16 protein-coding genes are annotated in these 21,091 nt (G+C 64.7%); 8 read left to right on the top strand and 8 right to left on the bottom strand.

Annotation, left to right across the window (positions count from 1 at the left end; translation table 11 throughout):
- Nucleotides 1–23: 23 nt before the first annotated feature.
- From YUA_RS0138355 to lptF, 3 genes are read right to left on the bottom strand one after another with little or no spacing between them, the layout of a single operon-like run.
- Complete coding sequence (locus tag YUA_RS0138355; RefSeq protein WP_027535400.1) at nt 24–2,513, bottom strand: LPS-assembly protein LptD; 2,490 nt, start codon at nt 2,511–2,513, stop codon at nt 24–26.
- Complete coding sequence (gene lptG / locus YUA_RS0138350) at nt 2,513–3,610, bottom strand: LPS export ABC transporter permease LptG (RefSeq protein ID WP_027535399.1); 1,098 nt, start codon at nt 3,608–3,610, stop codon at nt 2,513–2,515. The genes YUA_RS0138355 and lptG overlap by 1 nt, the downstream gene beginning before the upstream one ends.
- Entirely contained in the window at nt 3,607–4,776 is a 1,170-nt protein-coding gene (gene lptF, locus YUA_RS0138345) for an LPS export ABC transporter permease LptF (RefSeq protein ID WP_027535398.1), read from the bottom strand. The genes lptG and lptF overlap by 4 nt, the downstream gene beginning before the upstream one ends.
- A 339-nt stretch (nt 4,777–5,115) precedes the next feature.
- Between lptF and YUA_RS0138340 the strand changes: the two genes are divergently transcribed.
- From YUA_RS0138340 to YUA_RS0138330, 3 genes are all read left to right on the top strand, one after another.
- Nucleotides 5,116–6,615, top strand: coding sequence for a leucyl aminopeptidase (locus tag YUA_RS0138340; protein WP_027535397.1), 1,500 nt, complete (start codon nt 5,116–5,118; stop codon nt 6,613–6,615).
- Between the two features lie 4 nt (nt 6,616–6,619).
- Entirely contained in the window at nt 6,620–7,072 is a 453-nt protein-coding gene (locus YUA_RS0138335; protein ID WP_027535396.1) for a DNA polymerase III subunit chi, read from the top strand.
- 167 nt (nt 7,073–7,239) lie between these two features.
- Nucleotides 7,240–7,734: a hypothetical protein gene (locus tag YUA_RS0138330; protein WP_027535395.1), complete on the top strand. Its 495-nt coding sequence runs from the start codon at nt 7,240–7,242 to the stop codon at nt 7,732–7,734.
- A 73-nt stretch (nt 7,735–7,807) separates the two neighbouring features.
- Here the strand turns inward: YUA_RS0138330 and YUA_RS0138325 are convergent, their stop codons facing one another.
- Entirely contained in the window at nt 7,808–8,596 is a 789-nt protein-coding gene (locus YUA_RS0138325; RefSeq protein WP_027535394.1) for a class I SAM-dependent methyltransferase, read from the bottom strand.
- A gap of 275 nt (nt 8,597–8,871) precedes the next feature.
- On the opposite strand from YUA_RS0138325, the gene YUA_RS0138320 reads away from it, so the two are divergent.
- Genes YUA_RS0138320 through YUA_RS0138310 form a run of 3 tightly spaced genes read left to right on the top strand, consistent with a single transcriptional unit; the run spans nt 8,872 to nt 15,321 of the window.
- Entirely contained in the window at nt 8,872–11,721 is a 2,850-nt protein-coding gene (locus YUA_RS0138320; RefSeq protein WP_027535393.1) for a calcium-binding protein, read from the top strand.
- A gap of 29 nt (nt 11,722–11,750) precedes the next feature.
- Nucleotides 11,751–13,883 (top strand): type I secretion system permease/ATPase, encoded by a 2,133-nt coding sequence (locus YUA_RS0138315; protein ID WP_027535392.1) that lies wholly within the window; start codon nt 11,751–11,753, stop codon nt 13,881–13,883.
- Entirely contained in the window at nt 13,870–15,321 is a 1,452-nt protein-coding gene (locus tag YUA_RS0138310; protein ID WP_027535391.1) for an HlyD family type I secretion periplasmic adaptor subunit, read from the top strand. Before YUA_RS0138315 ends, YUA_RS0138310 begins: the two co-directional genes overlap by 14 nt.
- On the opposite strand, the gene YUA_RS0138305 is transcribed toward YUA_RS0138310, so the two are convergent.
- From YUA_RS0138305 to YUA_RS0138295, 3 genes are all read right to left on the bottom strand, one after another.
- Nucleotides 15,318–17,180 carry an ABC-F family ATP-binding cassette domain-containing protein gene (locus YUA_RS0138305; protein WP_027535390.1) on the bottom strand — a complete coding sequence of 621 codons (1,863 nt, stop codon included), beginning with the start codon at nt 17,178–17,180 and terminating at the stop codon, nt 15,318–15,320. The genes YUA_RS0138310 and YUA_RS0138305 overlap by 4 nt on opposite strands.
- A gap of 46 nt (nt 17,181–17,226) precedes the next feature.
- Complete coding sequence (locus YUA_RS51370) at nt 17,227–17,400, bottom strand: hypothetical protein (RefSeq protein WP_198029578.1); 174 nt, start codon at nt 17,398–17,400, stop codon at nt 17,227–17,229.
- A gap of 226 nt (nt 17,401–17,626) precedes the next feature.
- Nucleotides 17,627–17,887, bottom strand: a complete 261-nt coding sequence (locus YUA_RS0138295) for a hypothetical protein (protein ID WP_027535389.1) — start codon at nt 17,885–17,887, stop codon at nt 17,627–17,629.
- 309 nt (nt 17,888–18,196) lie between these two features.
- On the opposite strand from YUA_RS0138295, the gene ndk reads away from it, so the two are divergent.
- Nucleotides 18,197–18,619 (top strand): nucleoside-diphosphate kinase, encoded by a 423-nt coding sequence (gene ndk / locus YUA_RS0138290; RefSeq protein WP_027535388.1) that lies wholly within the window; start codon nt 18,197–18,199, stop codon nt 18,617–18,619.
- Nucleotides 18,620–18,663: 44 nt separating this feature from the next.
- Nucleotides 18,664–19,524: a TerC family protein gene (locus tag YUA_RS0138285; protein ID WP_027535387.1), complete on the top strand. Its 861-nt coding sequence runs from the start codon at nt 18,664–18,666 to the stop codon at nt 19,522–19,524.
- Nucleotides 19,525–19,574: 50 nt separating this feature from the next.
- On the opposite strand, the gene ppx is transcribed toward YUA_RS0138285, so the two are convergent.
- On the bottom strand, nt 19,575–21,077 hold the full coding sequence (ppx, locus tag YUA_RS0138280; protein WP_027535386.1) for an exopolyphosphatase: 1,503 nt from the start codon (nt 21,075–21,077) through the stop codon (nt 19,575–19,577).
- Nucleotides 21,078–21,091: the final 14 nt, after the last annotated feature.

Raw genomic sequence — 21,091 nt, 5'->3', positions numbered from 1 at the left:
GGCGGCCGGCACCTTCAGACCGATCACTGGAGGCCGCCGCCGGAACTGCTGGTCGTCGACGTGGTCGCCAGCGTGCGCAGACCGATCTGGAACATGAACGCGTGGTTCAGCACGGGCGGCGTCGAGCCCGCAGAATAACTATACGAAGTTACGTAGTTCACGCCGAGCACAAAGCAATCGTCGACATAGCCCGCGCCGAGCACATATTGGTTGATCTTGTTGGCCTCGAGGTCCCAGCGCGCCGAGCCCGTCACCACCCAATTGGTCGCGACCTTGATCGAGCCTGAGGTCAGGATGCCCTCGCGGCGGGTCAGGTAGCCGAGTTCCGGCTGGGCCGCGTAATTGCCGTACAGCACGCTGACCGACCAGCGATTGAAGTTGGCGCGGCCTTCCGCCTCGAAGCGCTGCACGTTCCAGGTCTGCTCGTCCATGCGGGAGCGAACGCTGAACGTATAGGTACTGTTCGGCGAATAGGCGGCGCTCGCCACGTAATCCGAACGCGGCTTGTCGAGGCCGGAATCGAGGCCGGTATTGATGGAGTCCTGCACCGCGTAGGAGTTCATGCCGAACAGCTGGTAGGACTGGCCGAACAGCACCTTGACGGCGCCGCCCTTGTCGAACTGCGTAGTGGACTGCACGCCGACATTGGCGCGGCCGCCGCCCTCGACGCGGTCGTAGCCGGAGAACTTGTCGACGCTGAACAGGTTGGAGGCGTCGAACACCATGCTCTGTGCATCCTCGTTCGGGAGTTTGCCGGCATAGGTCTCGTTCGGGCGGATGATGATCTGCGCGATTGGCTCGATGGTGGTCGAGCCCCAAGGCTGAACGTTGATGAAGGGATAGCGGTATTCGAGGCCGACGGTCGGCATCAGGCGGAACGCCTGGGTGTTGCCGACGGGCAGGTAGTTCGATACGCCCGGCTGGTTGGAGACGTCGGAGTTGATCGCGTCGGCACGCAGGATGGCGAACGGCGTCCAGATCTCGCCGAGCGGATCGGTGAAGGACTTGCGCCACTGCGCTTCCGCCGTCAGGCGGGTGTAGGTGCCGGGAAAGCCGCGCAGCAGGCACTGCGACGGCGTGCGCGCGAGCGGATCGGCCGAGGTCGTCGTGCACAGGCCGCTGGTGTTGGCCGCCGTCGTGATCGGATCGAACGCCGCGTCGTTGCGGGTCAGGTTGACGAAATTGGTCTTGTAGGAGACCTCGCCGCCGAAGATCGGATAGTTGATCACGTTCGAGTAGTCGATCACAGGATAGACGACGGGCACCTGCTGCTGGTTGCCCGAGTAGCTCAGCCAGTACATCGTGCGCGCGTCGAAGAAGCTGCGATTGCCGACGCCGGTCAGATAGAGCTGCGAGAGCGCATCGGTCGGCAGGTACAGGAACGACCCCAGCGGATCGCGGTACTGCGACAACCGATAGTCCGAGAAGAAGTAGTAGTCGGACATGACGACACCGTCCCAGCCCCAGACCCATTTGTCGTTCAGCGCGAACTGACCCTTGGTGTCGACGGCGCCGCGGAACTGGCGGTCGCCTGGCTGGCCGGCAAGCGCGCCCGGATCGAGCTGATCGATGCCGTAGACGCGGACCTGGTAGGCGCCGTCCATCAGGCGCTGGCGGAACTCGGCCTGGAACAGCACCCCCTGCTTGGAGGTGATGCGTGGGCTGAAGGTCGCATCCATGTCAGGTGCGATCGCCCAGTAGAACGGAATTTCGACGCCGTAGCCGAACGGCGTGTTCGAGGTGAAGCCCGGCATCAGGAAGCCGGTCTTGCGCTTCACGGTCGGGTCGGGCGTCGAGAAATAGGGCATGTAGGCGATCGGCACGCCAAAGAATTCGAGCTGCGCCGTCTCGAAATACAGCATCTTCTCCTGCTGGTCGTGGATGATGCGGGCACCCTTGACCTGCCAGAGCGGCGGCTTCTTCGGATCGTCCTTACACGGCGCGCAGGCTGTGTAGACGCCGTTCTCGAACACCGTGTAGTTGCCGCTTGAGCGGTCGGCGCGGGTTGCGGCCATGCGGGTCTGGTCGGCGGTGTCCACGCGCAGCGAATCGACGAAACCGTCGCGGTAGTCGTCGGAGAGATCGAGTATCTCGGCATAGGTGATCTTGCCGTCGGCATCCGTCATGCGGATGTTGCCTTCGGCATGCAGCCGCTTGGTCTTCTGGTCGTAGATGACCCGGTCGGCCTCGACGCTGGTGCCGTTGTAGAACAGCTGGACGTTGCCGACCGCGGAGACGCGCGAATTGTTGTAATCGTAATCGACCTCGGTCGCCTGCACCAGCATCTGCCCGTCATTGGCCGCCTTCGGCGGCGTCGGGCGTGGTGGCCGCGGATTGTAGGTGTAGCTCTGGGCGGCGGCCGGCGACACCGCGGCAAGATCGATCATGCCGGCGAGCGATACAGTCGCGATCAAAGCGAGCAGGAGCCTGCGGACAGACAAGCCGTATCCGTTCGCACGCACGGGGGTGCGCAACGCCAAACCAGATACGTGTCCTCGGCGGACGGCCGTCACTATCCGTCCTCCTGATACAGCAAGGCCAAAAAGCCGGTGAGGCCGCCCACCACTGCGGGCAACCACGCCGCAGCGATCGGATGCATCAACTCAGCCTTGCTCAAGTCTTCAGTCACTTTCGACAGAACGTAGAGCAGAAAGCCTGCGCCCACGCCACTCAAAACCATCTTCTGTACGCCGCCCATCCGGAAGAAGCGCAGCGACACGGAAGCCGCGAGCATCACCATGGCGGCGAGCAAAAACGGCTGTGCCAGCAGCTTGTGATACTGGAGTCGATATCCGGCTGTCGCGAACCCCGAGCTCTCCGATGAGCGGATGTAGCTCGGTAGTTGCCAAAAGGACACAGTCTCGGGTGTGGAAAAGCTGTTGCGGACCTGCGCTTCGGTCAACGTCGTCGGAATCTCCAGGCTGGCCTGATCGACCGGCGGGGCATCGAGCGCGAAGCGACGCACGCCCTTGAACAGCCAATGGCTGGCCTCGAGCGTCGCCTCGCGCGCCTCGACCCGCTCCCTGAAATGCTGCTCTGTGTCAAACCGGAACAGCGTGAGCCCCGTCAGGCGGACGCCCTGCTGCTCGCTGCGCGCCGCATTGATGATGGTCTGGCCGTCGCTGGTCACCTGGTTGAGCCAGAAGCCCGAGGCGTCCTGGATGCCGCCGCCGGGCGCCGAGCCGAACAGCTCGGCTTCCATGCGCTTGGAGAGCTCGCGCAGATTCGCCGACATCGGATTGTAGGCGACGGTCGCGATCACGCCGATCAGGAGCGCGCTGCCGAGTGCCGGCGAGATGAACTGCCAGGCCGAGATGCCGGCGGCGCGCGCCACCACGAGCTCGAGCCGGCGGGAGAGGGCGAGATAGCAGGTCATGGCGCCGATCAGCATGCAGAACGGCGTCAGCTTCTCCAGCAATTGCGGCACCCGGAACAGCGAGGTCTCAGCCACCATGATCGCTGACGCCGACGCAAGCCCTGAGGTCTTGCGCACCATCTCGATGTAATCGACCAGCACCAGCAGCAGGAAGATGCCCGCGAACACGCCGAGTGCGGCGACCACGAAGCGGCCGGCGAAATAGCGCCCGAGCGTGTTGGTGAGCATGCTCATGCGGCGGCCGGCCGTCCGAACAGCCGCGCGATACGCGCGTTCGATCTGTTGATGGCCTCCATCAGGCCGGCCGGCGGCTCGACCACGATGCCGCCGATGATCATCCACAGCCCGATGCCGATTGCACCCAAGACCATCGCGTACTGGACCAGCGCCGGACCGGGCGACTTCACGGCCATCACCGAGCAGGCAAATCCCGCCATGCGCAGGCCGAACACGGCGAGCACCGAGCCGCCGATCGAGAAGTTGCGGCTCTGGCGAGTGGTGCGCGGCGCGCCGAGGAAAGCGAAGGTCAGCACGGCAAACGCGAAGGGATAGATCGGCGCGAGCAGGCTGTCGTGCAGGGCCGCGCGGAACTGCCCGGGAATCTGCTTGTAGACCGGATCGTCCTCGGACGGCGAGAACAGCTCCCACAGATAGCGTTCGCGGATGCCGAGGGTGACGTCGTGGCCCTGGTTGCCGAACTTCGACATGTCGAAGCCGTAGCGGCCGAACGCCACCAGCGCAGGGTCGCGCTTGCCGGCCTCGAAGCGCTGCAGATTGCCGTCCTTGAGCACCAGGAACGATCCGTTCTCGTTCTTCACGACCTCGCCGTGCTCCGCGACGATCGAGACGCGCTCGTTCGGATCGCGACGGTCGTCGATGAAGATGCCGGCGAGGATGCCACCGGGCAGACGCTCGCGAATCCGGATCGTGAGATTCTTGTCGAGCTGGGCGAAGCGGCCCGGCTGCAGGATGTTGGTGAGCACGTCGGCGGTGATCTCGGCGTCCCACTGCTTGATCCGCCTCATGCCGTCGGGAGCGAGATAGGCGGCGATGAAGGCGACCAGCAGCGCCACCACGCAGGTGGCGTAAAAGAACGGATAGAACAGCCGGAACGGCGAGAAGCCGGCGGCATTCATCACGATGATCTCGGAATCGGTCGCGAGCTTGTTCAGCGTGTGCGAGATCGCGATCATCAGCGCGATCGGCGAGATGATCAGCACCAGCGCCGGAATGACGAGGCTGGTGATGCCGAGGAAGGTCATGATGGTCTGACCCTGGCTCGTCATCAGGTCGATGCCGCGCAACGCCTGCGTTATCCAGATCACGCCGGTGAGGCTGACCAGGACGAGCGCAAACGACGCCAGCGTCGTGCGGAAAATATACCTGTCGATTGACCCCATGCGCTACCGCACGAATCCCACCAAAGCCCCAATGCGCACCGGAATTCCTTCTGTCCGACCAATCCCCTGACAGGGATCCCCAAGGTCGGCCAGTCACCTCTTCCTGCAGCTTACGTTCTCACTACCATCCCTTTGATCCGTCAACAAAATGGCTGCCCCGTGGCACCGTCAATATATGGTTAATATTTCCCTCGTTGTGGCATGACTGCCACGGGCGGTGCTTGGCATCGACCGTGCTTCTCGCCCATAGTGCGGCGAGACAAGTGAATCGCCGTTCAGATTCGGCTTCCGGCCGGGCCCATGGATCGGCAAGAGCCCCATGTTTTCGAGGAGTTACCCATGTCTGATGCCATTAAGGTCGGCTTCGTCCCGTTGGCGCCCGCCGCCCGTGGCATCCTGGTCGTGTTCTGTGACGACGCCCTGAAGCTCGGTCCGGCGACGGCGAAGGCGCTCGGCGGGGCGAGCGAACTCGTGAAGCGGGCGGCGGTTGCCGCCTCATTCAAAGGTAAAAGCGGCGCCGCCCTGGACATCCTGGCGCCCGAGGGTCTGAAGGCCGAGCGCCTGATCGTGATCGGGACCGGCAAGGCGTCAAGCCTGAAGGGCAACGACTTCCTCAAATTCGGCGGCATGGCGGCCAGCAAGCTCAAAGCGGGGTCCGCGGCCATGACCATCATGGCGGAACTGGCTGATGGCGCCATGACCAGCGAGCAGGCGGTTGCGATCGCCTCAGGCCTGCGGCTGCGCGCCTACAAGTTCGACCGCTACAAGACCAGAAAGAAGGACGACGAGGAGGGCGCCCTGCGCGCCGACATCTCGCTCGCGGTCGGCGATGCGGCCGGGGCGAAGAAGGCCTTTGCGTCGGCCGGCGCGGTCGTTGACGGCGTCAACATCGCGCGCGATCTCGTCAACGAGCCGCCGAACGTGCTGTTCCCCGAGGAGTTCGCGCGCCGTGCAGGCCTGCTGCGCAAGCTCGGCGTCAAGATCGAGGTGCTCGACGTCAAGGCGATGCAGAAGCTCGGCATGGGCGCGCTGCTCGGCGTCGGCCAGGGTTCGGCGCGGCCGAGCCGCACCGTGATCATGCGCTGGGACGGCGGCAAGAAGGGCGAGGCGCCGGTCGCCTTCGTCGGCAAGGGCGTCTGCTTCGACACCGGCGGCATTTCGATCAAGCCGGCCGGCAGCATGGAGGATATGAAGGGCGACATGGGTGGGGCTGCCTGCGTCGTCGGCCTGATGCACGCGCTCGCGGCGCGTAAAGCCAAGGCCAACGTGGTCGGCGCCATCGGCCTCGTCGAGAACATGCCCGACGGCAACGCGCAGCGGCCGGGCGACATCGTCACCTCGATGTCGGGCCAGACCATTGAGATCATCAACACCGACGCGGAAGGCCGTTTGGTGCTGGCCGACGTGCTCTGGTACGTGGCCAAGAAGACCAAGCCGAAATTCATGGTGGATCTGGCGACGCTGACCGGCGCGATCGTGGTCGCGCTCGGCACCGATCATGCCGGCATGTTCTCCAACAATGACGAACTCGCCGAGCGCCTGCTCGCGGCCGGCATCGAGAGCGGCGAGAAAGTCTGGCGCCTGCCGCTCGGCCCCGAATACGACAAGCTGATCGATTCCCAGTTCGCCGACATGAAGAACACCGGCGGCCGTCACGGCGGCTCGATCACCGCAGCGCAGTTCCTCCACCGCTTCGTCGACGGGACGCCCTGGGCGCATCTCGACATCGCCGGCACGGCGATGGGGGCGCCGAAGACCGACATCAACCAGAGCTGGGGTTCGGGCTACGGTGTCAGGCTGCTCGATCGCCTGGTGGCGGATCATTACGAGCGCAAATGACAAGATGACCGAAGTACTGTTCTACCATCTGCAAAACATGACGGTTGAGAACGTCTTGCCGCCACTTCTCGAGAAATCGCTCGAGCGCGGCTGGCGCGTCGTGGTGCAGTCGACCTCGCCGGAGCGCGCCGATGCACTTGACGCGCATCTATGGACCTATCGCGACGATTCCTTCCTGCCGCACGCGACATGGCGGGTGAACGATGTGGCCGAGCAGCCGATCGTGCTGGCGATCGAGGAGGGCAATCCGAACGGCGCCAACGTCCGCTTCCTGGTCGACAATGCCGCGTTGCCGCAGGATACGGAGGGCTATGAGCGCATGGTGCTGCTGTTCAATGGCGACGATCCGGACGCGCTTGCGGCGGCCCGCAGCATCTGGACGGATTGCAAGACGCGCGGATTTGAGGTCACCTATTGGCAGGCGGACGAACGGGGTCGGTGGCAGCGACGGAATTAGCGGCCGTTCGTAATTAATGATAATTTGGTGTTTCGTAGCCAAACTGGTTTCGGCCACCTTCGTGCCGTAAAGTGGTGTTGGAACAATCGCTTAGGGCTGCTCCTTGACGTGGGGGAATTTAGTTTATCGTGCGACATCAAAAGCTTCCAAAGTCGCTCATAGTTGCGTTGGCCGCTGTCGCGCCGCTGATCGCGGGCTGCTCGGGCGGGACCGATCTGCTGGCGTCTGCTAAAGACGCCGAATGGTTCAACAAGCCGAGTCGCCTGTTCATCAAGAACATCTCGATCGAATCGCCGCCGCTGACCCCCGACAAGCCGGTTGGCGCTGAGGATCTCGTCAGCGCCGACGGCGCTTGCCCCGGCATGGCGCCGCCGCCTGGACCTGCCGACGCCAATGCCTCGACCACGGCGCCGATGGGCGGCACGGTCGCGCTCGGCCACACAGAATGCGACGTGGTGCGCGGCATTGGCGCGCCCTCGACCGTCAATCTCTCCAGCGATGCCGCCGGCCGTCGTGTCGCTGTGGTCACCTGGACCACGGGTCCGCGCGCGGGCATCTACACCTTCACCTCCGGACGCCTGTCCGCGATCGAGGGCAATCCCGAGCCGCCGGTTGTTGCGAAGCCGGTGAAGCCGAAGGCGAAGAAGAAGGCGGCGACGTAATATATCGTCGCCTTCCGACCTGAAGCCAGTTGCGGCTGTCAACGCGATCAGCCGCGCATGTTCGTCCCGACCATCAAGCGGCCCTGCGCCCCTTGATCGCGGTGGCCGAGGCATGAACGGTGATCTCACCGGTCGCGCTCGCCGGCAGTCGCGCCTGTAATCGGCGCTTCAGCTCCGCGCTCTCCGCGTCTGACAGCTTTCCCAGCACGCCGCTCGGGCTGCTGACGACCATGGAGAGCCAGTAGTCGTCGAAGTCAGCAAATGTTCGATCGACGACCAACTCGCGGGTTTCGACGTCGCGGAGACCGAGCTCTGCCCAAAGCGCCTTCAGCGCCTCGAAACGCGAGACGTCCGCACTCGGCGGGCGCGCAGCCGGTTTGCCCATAGCGTCCATCTCTTCCCAAAGGGGCTGGGTGGGCGTGCCGCCGCGCAGGATGTCCCAGGTGTAGGATGCGACCATGCCGCCGGGCTTGGTAACGCGGACCATTTCCGAGGCGCCTTTGCGAGGGTCGGGGACGAAAAACAGCACCAGCGCCATCACCGCGACGTCGAAGCGGTTGGCGTCGTAGGGAAGCGCCATCGCATCGCCAATCGAAAGCTCGACCTGCTTTGCCGATATTTTTTGGCGCGCAGTCGCAATCTGCGCATCGGAGGGATCGATCGCGCATACGGACGAAGGGGCTGACTTCGCAAGAAGGAGCTCGGTGAACGCGCCGTTGCCCGCACCGACATCCGCCCAGGTCAGTCCAGGGCGTGGCGCCAGCCAGTCGAGGAACAGAGTCCCGGCCGATCGGCTCCAGGGTGCCATGAAGCGCTCGTAAGCTGCGCCGTCGGTGAACTTGATTGGTTCGGGTGATGACATCTGAAATCTTCCTCAAATATTGCTTGTTTAGAATCCCTTGGCCGCCGAGCATATTACCAAATGCATCAAGACCACACCGGCAATTTGGTTCAGCCGGTACGCCCGTCAGAAGCCAACCCGCCGCGCCTCGCAATGTGCGATCCATCACATCCGCCGCAAATCTGGAGGAAATCTCCAGAATAATCATGCGCGTCTCAAGCAACGCTTCAAGAATGTCATGCTGGCGGCTGCTACGCATCGAGAGGAGGGGCTAGATCGATCGAAGGATAATTTGGATGTCTATTACTTCTGTTTTTTCCCCGGTTACGGGGCAGCTCACGATTTTCGGCGACAGCGCCAATAACAGCGTCGTGATCGGTCGCGACAAGTCCGGCCGCATTCTGATCAATAACGGGCACGTGAAGCCGCTCGGCGGCGATCCCACTGTCGCCAACACCAACGAGATCGACATCTTCGGTCAGAGCGGGGACGACACGATCACCGTCGACGAATGCAACGGCCCGATGCCCGCGGTGCACATTTTTGGCGGCGACGGCAATGACAGGATCACAGGTGGCTCGGGTGCCGACTTGCTGTTCGGTCAGGCCGGCGACGATGTGATCAAGGGCGGTGGCGGCAATGATCTGCTGTTCGGCGGAACTGGTAACGACACGCTGGATGGCGGCAGCGGCGACAACCAGCTCTTCGGCGAAGCCGGCAACGACCTCATGATCTGGAACCCCGGCGGTGGCACCAACCTGTTCGAGGGCGGCGACGGCAACGACACGGCGCAAATCAACGGAAGCAATGCCTCCGAGACATTCACCATCACCGCGAATGGCACGCGCGTGCGGTTCGACGGGACGGGCGTCGCGCCATTTTCGCTCGATATCGGCACGACGGAGAATCTCGTGCTGCACGCCGGCGACGGCGATGACGTCATCACCGCGGGCAACGGTCTCGGCAGCCTGATCTCACTGACGCTCGATGGTGGCGCCGGCAACGACACGATCACCGGCGGCGACGGCAACGACACCATCATTGGAGGCTCCGGCAACGACATCGTCAATGGTGGCCGCGGCAACGACGTCGCCCAGCTTGGATCGGGTGACGACACCTTCATCTGGAATCCCGGCGACGGCAGCGACACCGTGGAAGGCGGATCGGGCAACGACAAGCTTTTGTTCAACGGTGCCAACATCAACGAGACCATCAACATCTCGGCCAATGGCGGCAGGGTGCGCTTCACCCGCGATGTCGCCAACATTACCATGGACCTCGACAGCATCGAGCAGATCGAGTTCGATGCGCGCGGCGGTGCGGACAACATCACCGTCGGCGATCTCAGCGGCACGGGCGTCAAGCAGGTTCTTGTCGATCTCGGAGCCGTTCCCGGCGGAACGCAAGGCGACGGCGCGGCCGATACGGTGACCGTCAACGCGACGGGCGGCAATCAGAAAATCCAGGTCACGGCCGAGGGCACCACGGTCACGGTGACCGGCCTGCCGGAAGTCGTGACAATCGCAAATGCGGAGGCCGCCAACGACCGGCTGGTCATCCAGGCGCTTGGCGGCAATGACGTCATCGATGCATCGGCCCTCGCTGCGGTGATCGGACTGACCATCGACGGCGGTGCAGGGAATGACACCATCACCGGCAGCCAGGGTGCCGACACCCTGATCGGCGGTGACGGCAACGACAAGGTCACCGGCGGCCGCGGCAACGACGTGGCGTTTCTCGGCGCCGGCGATGACACCTTCATCTGGAATCCCGGCGACGGCAGCGACACTGTCGAAGGCGGCACGGGAACGGATACGCTGGTGTTCAACGGCGCGAATGTGGCCGAGAACATGTCGATCTCGGCAAACGGAAGCCGTGCGCTTCTGGCCCGCGACGTCGGCGCCATCACCATGGACCTCAACGGCATCGAGCACGTCCAGATCGCTGCGGCCGGCGGCGCCGACAATATCACCGTCAACGATCTGACCGGCACCGGCGTCACGCAGGTCGCCATCGACCTCAGCGCCGGCCCGGGCAGCCAGGAGGGCGACGGCGCAGCGGACCGCGTGACGGTGAACGGCACTGCAGGTGACGACAACATCAAGGTCGTCACCTCAGGCGGATCGATCGTGGTCAACGGCTTGGCCGCGCAGGTCACGATCGCGCATGCCGACGCCGGCGATGTGCTCGCCGTCAACGGCCAAGCCGGTAACGATGTCATCGATGCATCCGCGATCAAGGCCGGCCTGCTCGTCAGCCTCAACATCAACGGCGGTGACGGCAACGACTCCATCACCGGCAGCGCCGGCAACGACGTCGTCAACGGCGGACGCGGCAACGATGTCGCCAATCTCGGCGCCGGTGACGACACCTTCGTCTGGAACCCCGGCGACGGCAGCGACACCGTCGAAGGCGGCAAGGGCACCGATACGCTGGCGTTCAACGGTGCCAACATCAACGAGAACATCAACATCTCGGCCAATGGCGGCCGGGTGCTGTTCACCCGCGACGTCGCCGCCATCGCGATGGACCTGAACGGGGTCGAGCATATCGACTTCAAGGCCCTCGGCGGCGCCGACAACATCACCGTCAATGACCTCTCCGGCACCGGCGTGAACCAGGTCAATCTTGACCTCGGCGCCAATGACGGCGCCGCTGATACCGTGACCATCAACGGCGCCGGCGGCAGCGACGTCATCACGGTGACCGAGCACGACGGCATCATCACGGTGTCCGGGCTTGGCCAGGACATCAACATCACCAATGCCGGCGCAGGCGACAGGATCGTCATCAACGGCCTCGATGGCGACGATGTCATCACGGCTTCGGGCCTGCATGGCGGCATCCAGCTCGTCGCCAACGGCGGCAACGGCGACGACGTCCTCATCGGCGGCTCCGGCAGCGATACGTTGACGGGCGGCGCAGGTGACGACGTGCTGATCGGCGGCGGTGGCCAGGATGTCCTCGATGGCGGCACCGGCAACAACGTCCTCATCCAGGATGGAGCAGCGATGGCGGCTGCGATGCTGCTCAACCAGGCCATGGCGGCGAGCTTCGCGCCCGCAGGCGACGGCCATGGCGCGATGCCGTTGGCCGATCCGCACACGGCGCAGACCCAGACGCTCGCTCCGCCGCAGCACGCCTGACACAAGCTGCTCCGGCCTGGAGAATGCTCATGACGACGAATGCGGTGTCGCCCGATACGGGGCTCGACGCGCTCCTGACCTTGCTTCACCTGCAAGGCGTGGCGGCCGACCGCGATCAGCTCAGGCACCGGACGGGAACGGCAAACTTTGGCGCAGCGGACATCATCCGCTGCGCCAGATCTCTCGGCCTGAAAGCACGAACCTATCGAACGCAGTGGAGCCGTCTGTCGGAGTGCCCGCTGCCGGCGATCGCGATGCTGCGTGACGGCAGCTTCATGGTCATCGCAAAGGCCTCTTCCGACAAGGTGCTGGTGCAGTCGCCGGTGGCGCAGCGGCCAGTGTTCATGGAGCGCGACGAGCTGTGCGCGATCTGGGACGGCGGATTGATCCTGATGACCCGGCGCGCCGGGCTATCCGACCTCGGACGCCAATTCGATATCACCTGGTTCATCGGTGCAATCGGCAAATACCGGCGCTTGTTCGGCGAAGTGCTGGCTGCCTCGTTCTTCCTCCAGCTCTTTGCGCTGGTGTCGCCGCTGTTCTTCCAGGTCGTGATCGACAAGGTGCTGGTTCACCGCTCGCTGTCGACGCTCGACGTGCTCGTGATTGGCCTCGTCGTCGTCTCGCTGTTCGACACGTTGCTCGGAATCCTGCGCAACTACCTGTTTTCGCACACAACCAACCGCATCGACGTCGAGCTGGGGGCACGCCTGTTCCATCATCTGCTGGCGCTGCCGATGGCCTGGTTTCAGGCCCGGCGCGTCGGCGATTCCGTGGCCCGGGTCCGCGAGCTCGAGAACATCCGCAATTTCATCACCAGCTCGTCGCTGACGCTTCTGATCGACCTGGTCTTCACCTCGGTGTTTTTGGCGGTGATGTTCGCCTATTCGCCGCTGATGACTTGCATCGTGCTCGGATCGTTCCCGCTCTACATCGCGATCTCGGCAGTGGCGACGCCGCTGTTTCGCCGCAGGCTGGAGGAGAAATTCCGCCGCGGCGCCGAGAACCAGGCGTTTCTGGTCGAGAGCGTCAGCGGCATCGAGACGTTGAAGGCGATGGCGGTCGAGCCGCAAATGCAACGCCGCTGGGAAGAGCAGCTCGCCGGCTATGTCTCGGCGAGCTTTGGCGTCACCAGCCTCGGCAACACCGCGAGCCAGCTGGTGCAGTTCGTCAGCAAGATCGTCACCGCCGCCATCCTCTATGTCGGCGCGCGGCTCGTGATCGGGGACGCCCTGACTGTCGGCGAGCTCGTCGCGTTCAACATCTTTGCAGGGCGCGTCTCGGCGCCAGTGCTCCGATTGGCGCAGGTCTGGCAGGATTTTCATCAGGCCCGGCTCTCGATCGCCCGGCTTGGCGACATCCTCAACAGCGCCGCAGAGCCGGCTTACTCTGCTGGCCGCGCGGGGCTGCCGTCGCTCAAGGGCAACGTCCGCTTCGAGCACGTCGCCTTCCGCTATCGGCTGGACGGGCCGGAGATTTTGCAGGACGTCTCGTTCGATATTCCGGCAGGTCAGACCGTCGGCATCGTCGGCTCGTCGGGTTCGGGCAAGAGCACCTTCGCAAAACTGGTGCAGCGGCTCTACGTGCCGCAGGGCGGCCGCGTGCTGATCGACGGCATGGATCTCGTGATGACCGACCCGGCCTGGCTGCGGCGGCAGATCGGAATCGTGCTGCAGGAGAACATGCTGTTCAACCGTTCGGTGCGCGACAACATCGCGCTCGCCGATCCGACCCTGTCGATGGACCGCGTCATGGAGGCGGCCAGGCTTGCGGGCGCGCATGATTTCATTCTGGAGCTGCCCGAGGGCTACGACACGGTGGTCGGCGAGCGTGGCTCGACGCTCTCGGGCGGGCAGCGCCAGCGGGTCGCGATCGCCCGCGCGCTCGTGACCAATCCGCGCATCCTGATCTTCGACGAAGCCACCAGCGCGCTCGACTACGAAAGCGAGCGGATCATCCATGACAACATGAAGGAGATTGCGAAGGGCCGCACGGTGCTAATCATTGCGCATCGTCTCTCCACCGTCCGCGGCGCCGATCGCATCTTCACGCTGGAACGGGGACGTCTGGTCGAGGACGGCACGCATGACGCCTTGATCAGGAACGGCGGCCGCTATGCGGCGCTGCATCGGCTTCAGGGAGGAATCTATGAGGTCGGCTAGCACCGCGCCGGCACGGAAGCCGGCGCCAACCGTCGTTCCCTTCCGGAATACGAAGAACCGGAGTGCCGAGGAAATCGCATTCCTGCCGGCGGCACTGGAGATCACGGAAAGCCCGCCGTCGCCGATCGGCCGCACCATCGCGTTTGCGCTGATGGCCCTTGTCTGCGCGGCGCTCGCATGGTCGGCATGGGGCACGATCGACATCGTGGCGTCCGCGACCGGCAAGGTGGTGTCGAGCGGCCGAAGCAAGGTGGTGCAGCCGTTCGAGACCGGCGTGGTGCGCGCCATCCATGTGCAGGACGGACAGGCGGTCAAATCGGGCGATGTGCTGATCGAGCTCGATCCGACCGTGAATGCCGCGGAGCGCGATCACCTGCAGGACGATCTCGTGGCCGAACGGCTCAATAGCGCGCGCATTCGCGCCGCGCTGGTCGCCGGCGAAAATGGCTCCGCCGATCTCGTGCCACCCGTGGACGCCGATCCCGTGCTGGTCGCGACGCAACGGCAGCTTCTGACCAGCCAGGTCGGCGAGCACCGCGCCAAGCTCGCGTCCCTTGAACGCCAGGAGGCGCAGAAGGAGGCCGAGCATCAGACCATCGCGGCGACGATCCACAAGCTGGATGCATTGCTCCCCGTGACCGAGCAGCGCGTCGATATCCGCAGGACGCTGATGGAGAAGGAAATCGGCTCGAAGCTGACCTATTACGAGACGCTCCAGCTCCAGATCGAGCAGCAGGAGGAGCTCGGTGTCCAGCGCAGCCGCCTGAAGGAAGCCGATTCGGCCGTCGCCGCGATCCGGGAGACCCGCATCCAGGCGGTGGCCGAGTACAGGAAGAGTCTCTCCGACGAGCTCGCCAAGAGCGAGCAGAAAGCCAACGGCCTCGCGCGCGATCTGATCAAGGCGCAGCAGCGGACGAGGCTTCAGCAGCTGACGTCACCGGTTGACGGCGTTGTCCAGCAGCTCGCGGTCCACACCGTCGGCGGCGTGGTCACACCGGCGCAGTCGCTGCTCGTGATCGTGCCATCAGACACACGGCTCGAGATCGAGGCGATGATCTCCAACCGCGACATCGGCTTTGTCGAGGCCGGGCAGGGCGCCGCGATCAAAATCGACACCTTCAACTTCACCCGCTACGGCCTGCTGGAAGGCCAGGTTGTGAGCGTCTCGCAGGATGCCATCATTCGCGACCGTCCGCCGGAGCGAGGCGACCGCGCGCCAGGTACGCAGCACGATAGTAGCGAGCCCAACGGGCAGGAGCTCAGCTACAGCGCACGTATCTCGCTCGATCGCACGCAAATGCAGGTCGACGACCGCCTCGTCAACCTGTCGCCGGGAATGGCGGTAACGGTGGAGATCAGGACCGGCTCGCGCACCATTTTGAGTTATCTGCTATCGCCGCTGCAGCGCTACCGGCACGACATCATGCGGGAACGCTAGGTCGCCGCCTCGTCGAACTGCGCGCTTGCCTCGAGCCACTGCTCTTCCGCGCGGGCCAGCGCGTCGGCCGCATTGGCACGCGCCTTCGACAGTTGCGCGGCCTGCTTGGGGTCGCGTGTGAAAATGTCGGGCAGGGCGAGAGCGGTGTCGATCTTGGCAATGATGTCGGTGACGCGGGCGATCTCGGATTCGGCTTCCGCGATGCGCTTCTTCAGCGAGCCGCGATTGTCCGATTTCGGGCGCTGCGGCTTCTCGCTCGCGGCGCTGCGTTCGCGCGGCGCGGGCTCGCCGTTGCGCGAGGACAGCACCAGACGGCGGTACTCGTCGAGGTCGCCGTCGTAATTGGTCACGGTGCGGTCGGCGACGATCCAGAGCTGGTCGGCGCAGGCCTCGATCAGATAGCGGTCGTGCGAGACCATGATGATCGCGCCGGGAAATTCGTTGATCGCCTCTGCCAGGGCTGCGCGGCTGTCGATGTCGAGATGGTTGGTCGGCTCGTCCAGGATGATCATGTTGGGGCCGAAGAAGGTGGCAAGCCCCAACAGCAGCCGCGCCTTCTCGCCGCCCGAGAGTTTGCCCGCCTTGGTATCGGCCGCCTTGCCGGAGAAGCCGATCGCGCCGGCGCGTGCCCGCACTTTCGCCTCGGGCGCATCGCCCATCAGCTTGCGGATATGGTCGTAGGCCGAGGCGTCCTCGTTCAGTTCGTCAAGCTGATGTTGCGCGAAATAGGCGATCGACAGCTTGTCCGCGCGCGTCACCTTGCCGGAGAACGGGGCGAGACGCGCAGCGAGCAGTTTGACGAGTGTCGACTTGCCGTTGCCGTTGGCGCCCAGCAGAGCAATGCGGTCATCATTGTCGATGCGCAGCGTCACGCGGCTGAGCACCGGCGTTGCCGGATCGTAGCCGACGGAGGCGTTGTCGACGGCGATGATCGGCGGCGACAGAATTTTTTCCGGCGCCGGGAACGTGATCTCGCGCACGTCCTCCGTCACCAGCGCCCGGATCGGCTTCAGCCGTTCCAGCATCTTGACGCGTGATTGGGCCTGCCGCGCCTTGGAGGCCTTGGCCTTGAAGCGGTCGACGAAGGCTTGCAGGTGCGCGCGTTCGGCTTCCTGGCGCTTGACCTGCTTGGCGTCGAGTAGCTCACGCGCGGCGCGCTGCTCCTCGAAGGAGGAATAGGCACCCTTGTAGAGCGTGAGCTTGCCGCGCTCCAGATGCAGGATCTGGTCCACCGAGCTTTCAAGGAGATCGCGGTCGTGGCTGATTACGATCACCGTGCGCGGATAATGCGCGAGATGGTCCTCGAGCCATAGCGTGCCTTCGAGGTCGAGATAGTTGGTTGGCTCGTCGAGGAGCAACAGATCGGGCGCCGCGAACAGCGTCGCTGCCAGCGCGACGCGCATGCGCCAGCCGCCGGAGAATTCGGCACAGGGACGCAGCTGGTCGGCGGCGGAAAAACCGAGGCCGGACAGGATCGCAGCGGCGCGGCTCGGGGCCGAATGCGCGTCGATGTCGACGAGCCGGGTCTGGATCTCGGCGATCCGGTGCGGGTCGGTGGCGCTCTCGGCTTCGTGAAGCAGCGCGTCGCGCTCGAGATCGGCCTTGAGCACGACCGAGATCAGGCTTTCGGGACCGTTCGGCGCTTCCTGCGCCAGGCTGCCAACCCGCCAGCGCGGCGGCAGCGTCACCGAGCCGTGCTCGGCCGCAAGCTCGCCGCGGATCACCTTGAACAGCGTCGATTTGCCAGTGCCATTGCGTCCGACCATGCCGACGCGCGAGCCGGGCGTGATCTGCACGGAGCTGCTGTCGATCAGAAGGCGTCCGGCGAGGCGGATGGAGAGGTCGGTGATGGAGAGCATGCGGCCTTGTCACCGCAGGCGAGATCAAACGCAACCCGATTTTTCGTTAGTGGGACTCGCGCTCGCGCTTCCTCAACTCGTCCATCAGCTGCTCGAGATGCGTCGGGAGCCGGGGTTCGGGACGAAGGCTCTGCTGAAGCCGTTCGCCCACGGCATCGCAAATCGAGCGGCAGGTGCGCCGGTCGATCTGTTCGCTGTCATTGGCAAAAGGGCCAGCCATCGCGGGGTTCCGTGTTTTTGAAGTAACGACACGGTACCAAGTCATTGGTCCCCAAAATGTTTCGTCCGGAGTTGGGGATGCCCGACATTCTAGTAAAGATTGTATGAATTCGCCGTATCTGCTCAAAGGCAAGGCCCCGGCGGGGGGGAACGCCGGGGCCTCTCTTGGAAGGTACCGCAGGGGGAACGGTACCTCTGGAAGGTTATTTAGGAAGGTGCTGCCGGGCTCAGTAGCAGCGGTTGATCAGCCGCCAGCGGGGTCCCCAAGGGGTCGGGACCAGCCGGCGCACATAGCAGCCGCCATAACCATAGGAGACGGGGGCGGCGTAGAATCGCGGTCTGCCCCAGCCCCAGCCGCCGTGATGCCAGCCGCCACCGCCGTGCCAGCCCCAGCCACCGCCATGCCAGTGAGCGGAGGCGGAGGTGGGGGCCAGCGCGGCGCCCAGCGCGACCGCGGCGACTGCAGCGAGCGAAAGTTTCCTCAACATGGTGATCTCCTCAAAACTGCCGGCGCGGGGCAATCGCGTCGATGGAAAGGCCGCCGAAACGCTCCACCTCAGGGGAAGGCTTTGGTCTCGATGGACCTGACGTTAGGCCAGCGAGGCTGAACCAAACCCTGACAGAGCCTTCAGATTGAGTTCATCTGCGTGAAATCGTTGTAATCCATGTTGGAATCCGGCTCCTGACCTGCGGCGAAGCGCCCGTGAGGCCGTTCCGGCGGTCGCTTGCCGGATCGCGAAGGCGCCGATATAAGCCCCGCAACTCCGAACCACCTTTTTCTCTTCAAGGACAAGATCATGGCCATCGAACGCACTTTCTCGATCATCAAGCCCGACGCGACCGCGCGTAACCTGACCGGCGCCGTGAACGCCGTGATCGAGAAGGCGGGCCTGCGCATCGTCGCGCAGAAGCGCATCCGCATGACCAAGGAACAGGCCGAGACGTTCTACGCCGTCCACAAGGCCCGCCCGTTCTTCGGCGAGCTCGTCGAGTTCATGACCTCCGGCCCGGTCGTGGTCCAGGTGCTGGAAGCCGAGGGCGCGATCGCCAAGTACCGCGACGCCATGGGCGCGACCGATCCGTCCAAGGCGGCCGACGGCACCATCCGCAAGCTCTACGCAAAGTCGATCGGCGAGAACTCCGCCCACGGCTCGGACGCCCCGGAGACCGCCGCGATCGAGATCGCGCAGTTCTTCTCGGGCAACGAGATCGTCGGCTGAGCTGTCAGCCGATAAGTTAAGTCGACGGGGCGAAAGGACTGATTGTGAACTGGCTCTGGCAGATCTTCGATCCCGCCACGATCGGGGCATTCTTCACCCAGTTCCGCAATGAGATGGCCGAGCCGACCTTCTGGATTGCGGTCGGCAAGATCATCTGGATCAACATCCTTTTGTCCGGCGACAACGCGCTGGTGATCGCGCTCGCCTGCCGCGGCCTCAAGCCGCGGCACCGGCTGTGGGGCATGGTGCTCGGCGCGGGCGCGGCGGTGCTGCTGCGGATCATCTTTACCGGCATCGTCGCGAGCCTGATGGCGCTGCCGTACCTCAAGCTGGTCGGCGGGCTCGCGCTGATCGTGATCGCGGCCAAGCTGCTGGTGCCGGAAAACGAGGACGAGGACGGCGTCGAGTCGGCCTCGCATCTGTGGCAGGCGGTGCAGATCGTCGTCGTCGCCGACATCGTCATGAGCCTCGACAACGTCATTGCGGTTGCCGCGGCCGCCAACGGCAGCGTGCCGCTGCTGGTGCTCGGCCTTGCCATCAGCGTGCCCCTGATCGTCGCTGGTGCGGCGCTGATCATGGCGCTGCTCTCGAAACTGCCGATCCTGGTCTGGGCCGGTGCGGCGCTGCTCGGCTGGATCGCGGGCGAGGTGATCGCGACCGATCCCGGCATCGCGCCGAAGCTGCACACGCTATCCGAAGGTCCGCTCGGCGCCTCGCTGGACAGGATGCTCGGCAGCTTGCACATCCCGCCACAATTCGCCCATGGCGGCGGAGGCGCCGAATATCTCTGCGCCGCGCTTGGTGTCGTCGTCGTGCTGCTGGTCGGCTCGATCTGGCGCCGGCGCAGCCTGAGCCAGGCCGCGCTCGAGGCCCCCGAACAGCATGCCAAGGTCTCGGCGGAATAATCTCCTGCGAGGAAGAGGTGCTTCACCTCTCCCCGCTGGGGAGAGGTGAACTAACGCCGAACGATCGAACCGGATCGCCCGATCAGGCGGGCGAGCTGCTTGAAACGGCTGCCGACGCGGTCGGCGACGAGATCGCCGAGCCTGTGCTCGAACACCAGCATCAGATTGCGCGTCTGGCTGCGGAAATGCGTGGCCGGCAGCACGCCCGGGCGCGCCGCCGAGATCAGATGCGCGACACGGAACGCCGCGCCAAGGAGGCGGGCGCGTTCGAGCTGCGCCGGCGTCAGCAGTTCCTGCACGGTCAGCGGCGGCTGGTTCTCTTGGCTCAAGCCGGCATAGCGATAGAACACCGACAGGCCGACGAAGGCGCGCTCACGATGGTCGATCGCGCCGAAATTGGCGTTGACCACGAGGCTCAGCGTCTGCTCGCCGCGATGGTCGGGGTGGACACGCCAGCCGATGTCGGAAAGCAGACAGGCGGTGTGACGGAGGCGGCGGTCTTCCTCGGTCTCGCGCAGCTTCACCACACGCGCCAGACGATCGGTCCAGGCAATCAGTTCGCGGGCGTGCTTAGCCGAGCGTGACAAGAGCTGGTTCAGCTCTTCGGCGGCGCAGATCAGCCCGTCCTTGTTGCGCTCGGAGTCGGGCAGCTTCTCGTGCAGCAGGCCCTCGCGCACGCCGAACGTCGAGAACACGATCGTCTTGGGTTTTGCGACCCGGATAATGTGCTCGAGCACCAGCGCTGCGTAGGTGAGGAGAGGGCGCCGCGCATCCGCGACGACCTCGATGTCGGCGAGCATGTCGACGGCGGCGAGGCGCCGCAGCCGGCGTGAAAAATCGAGCGCTTCAGCAGCAGAAATGGAATAACCGTGCATCACCTGGAGCGGATAGCCGCTCTGGATGATGTGGATGCGCGCGAGCGCGCGCCAGGTGCCGCCGACGGCGTAGAAGGTGCGGCCGCGACCGGCGGCAAGCTGCGGCACCTCGTCGATTGCCTCGCGTACGATGCGGTCGGCGCGCTTGAGCGATTTGTGGGCGAGGTCCTGCAGCGCGAGGCCACCAAGCGGCAGCGTCACCCCGCTGCGCACGCTGTTCCTGCGAACGTCGATCAGTTCGAGAGAACCGCCGCCGAGATCGCCGACGATGCCGTCGGGATGATGAATGCCCGAGATCACGCCGAGCGCCGACAGCTTCGCTTCGCGCGGTCCCGACAGGATCTCGATCTTCACGGCGCAGATGCGCTCGGCTTTCGCGATGAAGTCGGGGCCGTTGGAAGCGTCGCGGCAGGCGGCGGTCGCGATCGCGAACACGCGGCCGACCTGCATTACGCGGCACAACGCGCGGAAGCGCCTGAGCGAGGTCAGCGCCTTGTCGACGGCATCGGGTGCAAGCAGGCCCGTGCTCTGCACCTCGCGTCCGAGGCCGCATAGCGTCTTCTCGTTGAAGATCGGAATCAGGCTCCGTGTCAGTCCCTCGTAGACGACGAGACGAACAGAGTTGGAGCCGATGTCGATGACCGCGACGCTAGCGCCACGCTTGCGCGGCCGTTTCACGACAAAGTTCTCCG

The organism is Bradyrhizobium sp. WSM3983 (genome assembly GCF_000473045.1).
In the GTDB taxonomy this organism is placed as follows: domain Bacteria; phylum Pseudomonadota; class Alphaproteobacteria; order Rhizobiales; family Xanthobacteraceae; genus Bradyrhizobium.
Note: the sequence above shows the minus strand (reverse complement) of the source record. Positions and strands in the feature narration are given on the sequence as shown.

What these genes read in the sequence shown, in the direction of transcription:
- lptG (WP_027535399.1), bottom strand. Translation starts at nt 3,610, where the DNA reads ATGAGCATGCTCACCAACACGCTCGGGCGCTATTTCGCCGGCCGCTTC.
- lptF (WP_027535398.1), bottom strand. Translation starts at nt 4,776, where the DNA reads ATGGGGTCAATCGACAGGTATATTTTCCGCACGACGCTGGCGTCGTTT.
- YUA_RS0138340 (WP_027535397.1), top strand. Translation starts at nt 5,116, where the DNA reads ATGTCTGATGCCATTAAGGTCGGCTTCGTCCCGTTGGCGCCCGCCGCC.
- YUA_RS0138335 (WP_027535396.1), top strand. Translation starts at nt 6,620, where the DNA reads ATGACCGAAGTACTGTTCTACCATCTGCAAAACATGACGGTTGAGAAC.
- YUA_RS0138325 (WP_027535394.1), bottom strand. Translation starts at nt 8,596, where the DNA reads ATGTCATCACCCGAACCAATCAAGTTCACCGACGGCGCAGCTTACGAG.
- YUA_RS0138320 (WP_027535393.1), top strand. Translation starts at nt 8,872, where the DNA reads ATGTCTATTACTTCTGTTTTTTCCCCGGTTACGGGGCAGCTCACGATT.
- YUA_RS0138315 (WP_027535392.1), top strand. Translation starts at nt 11,751, where the DNA reads ATGACGACGAATGCGGTGTCGCCCGATACGGGGCTCGACGCGCTCCTG.
- YUA_RS0138310 (WP_027535391.1), top strand. Translation starts at nt 13,870, where the DNA reads ATGAGGTCGGCTAGCACCGCGCCGGCACGGAAGCCGGCGCCAACCGTC.
- YUA_RS0138305 (WP_027535390.1), bottom strand. Translation starts at nt 17,180, where the DNA reads ATGCTCTCCATCACCGACCTCTCCATCCGCCTCGCCGGACGCCTTCTG.
- YUA_RS51370 (WP_198029578.1), bottom strand. Translation starts at nt 17,400, where the DNA reads ATGGCTGGCCCTTTTGCCAATGACAGCGAACAGATCGACCGGCGCACC.
- YUA_RS0138295 (WP_027535389.1), bottom strand. Translation starts at nt 17,887, where the DNA reads ATGTTGAGGAAACTTTCGCTCGCTGCAGTCGCCGCGGTCGCGCTGGGC.
- ndk (WP_027535388.1), top strand. Translation starts at nt 18,197, where the DNA reads ATGGCCATCGAACGCACTTTCTCGATCATCAAGCCCGACGCGACCGCG.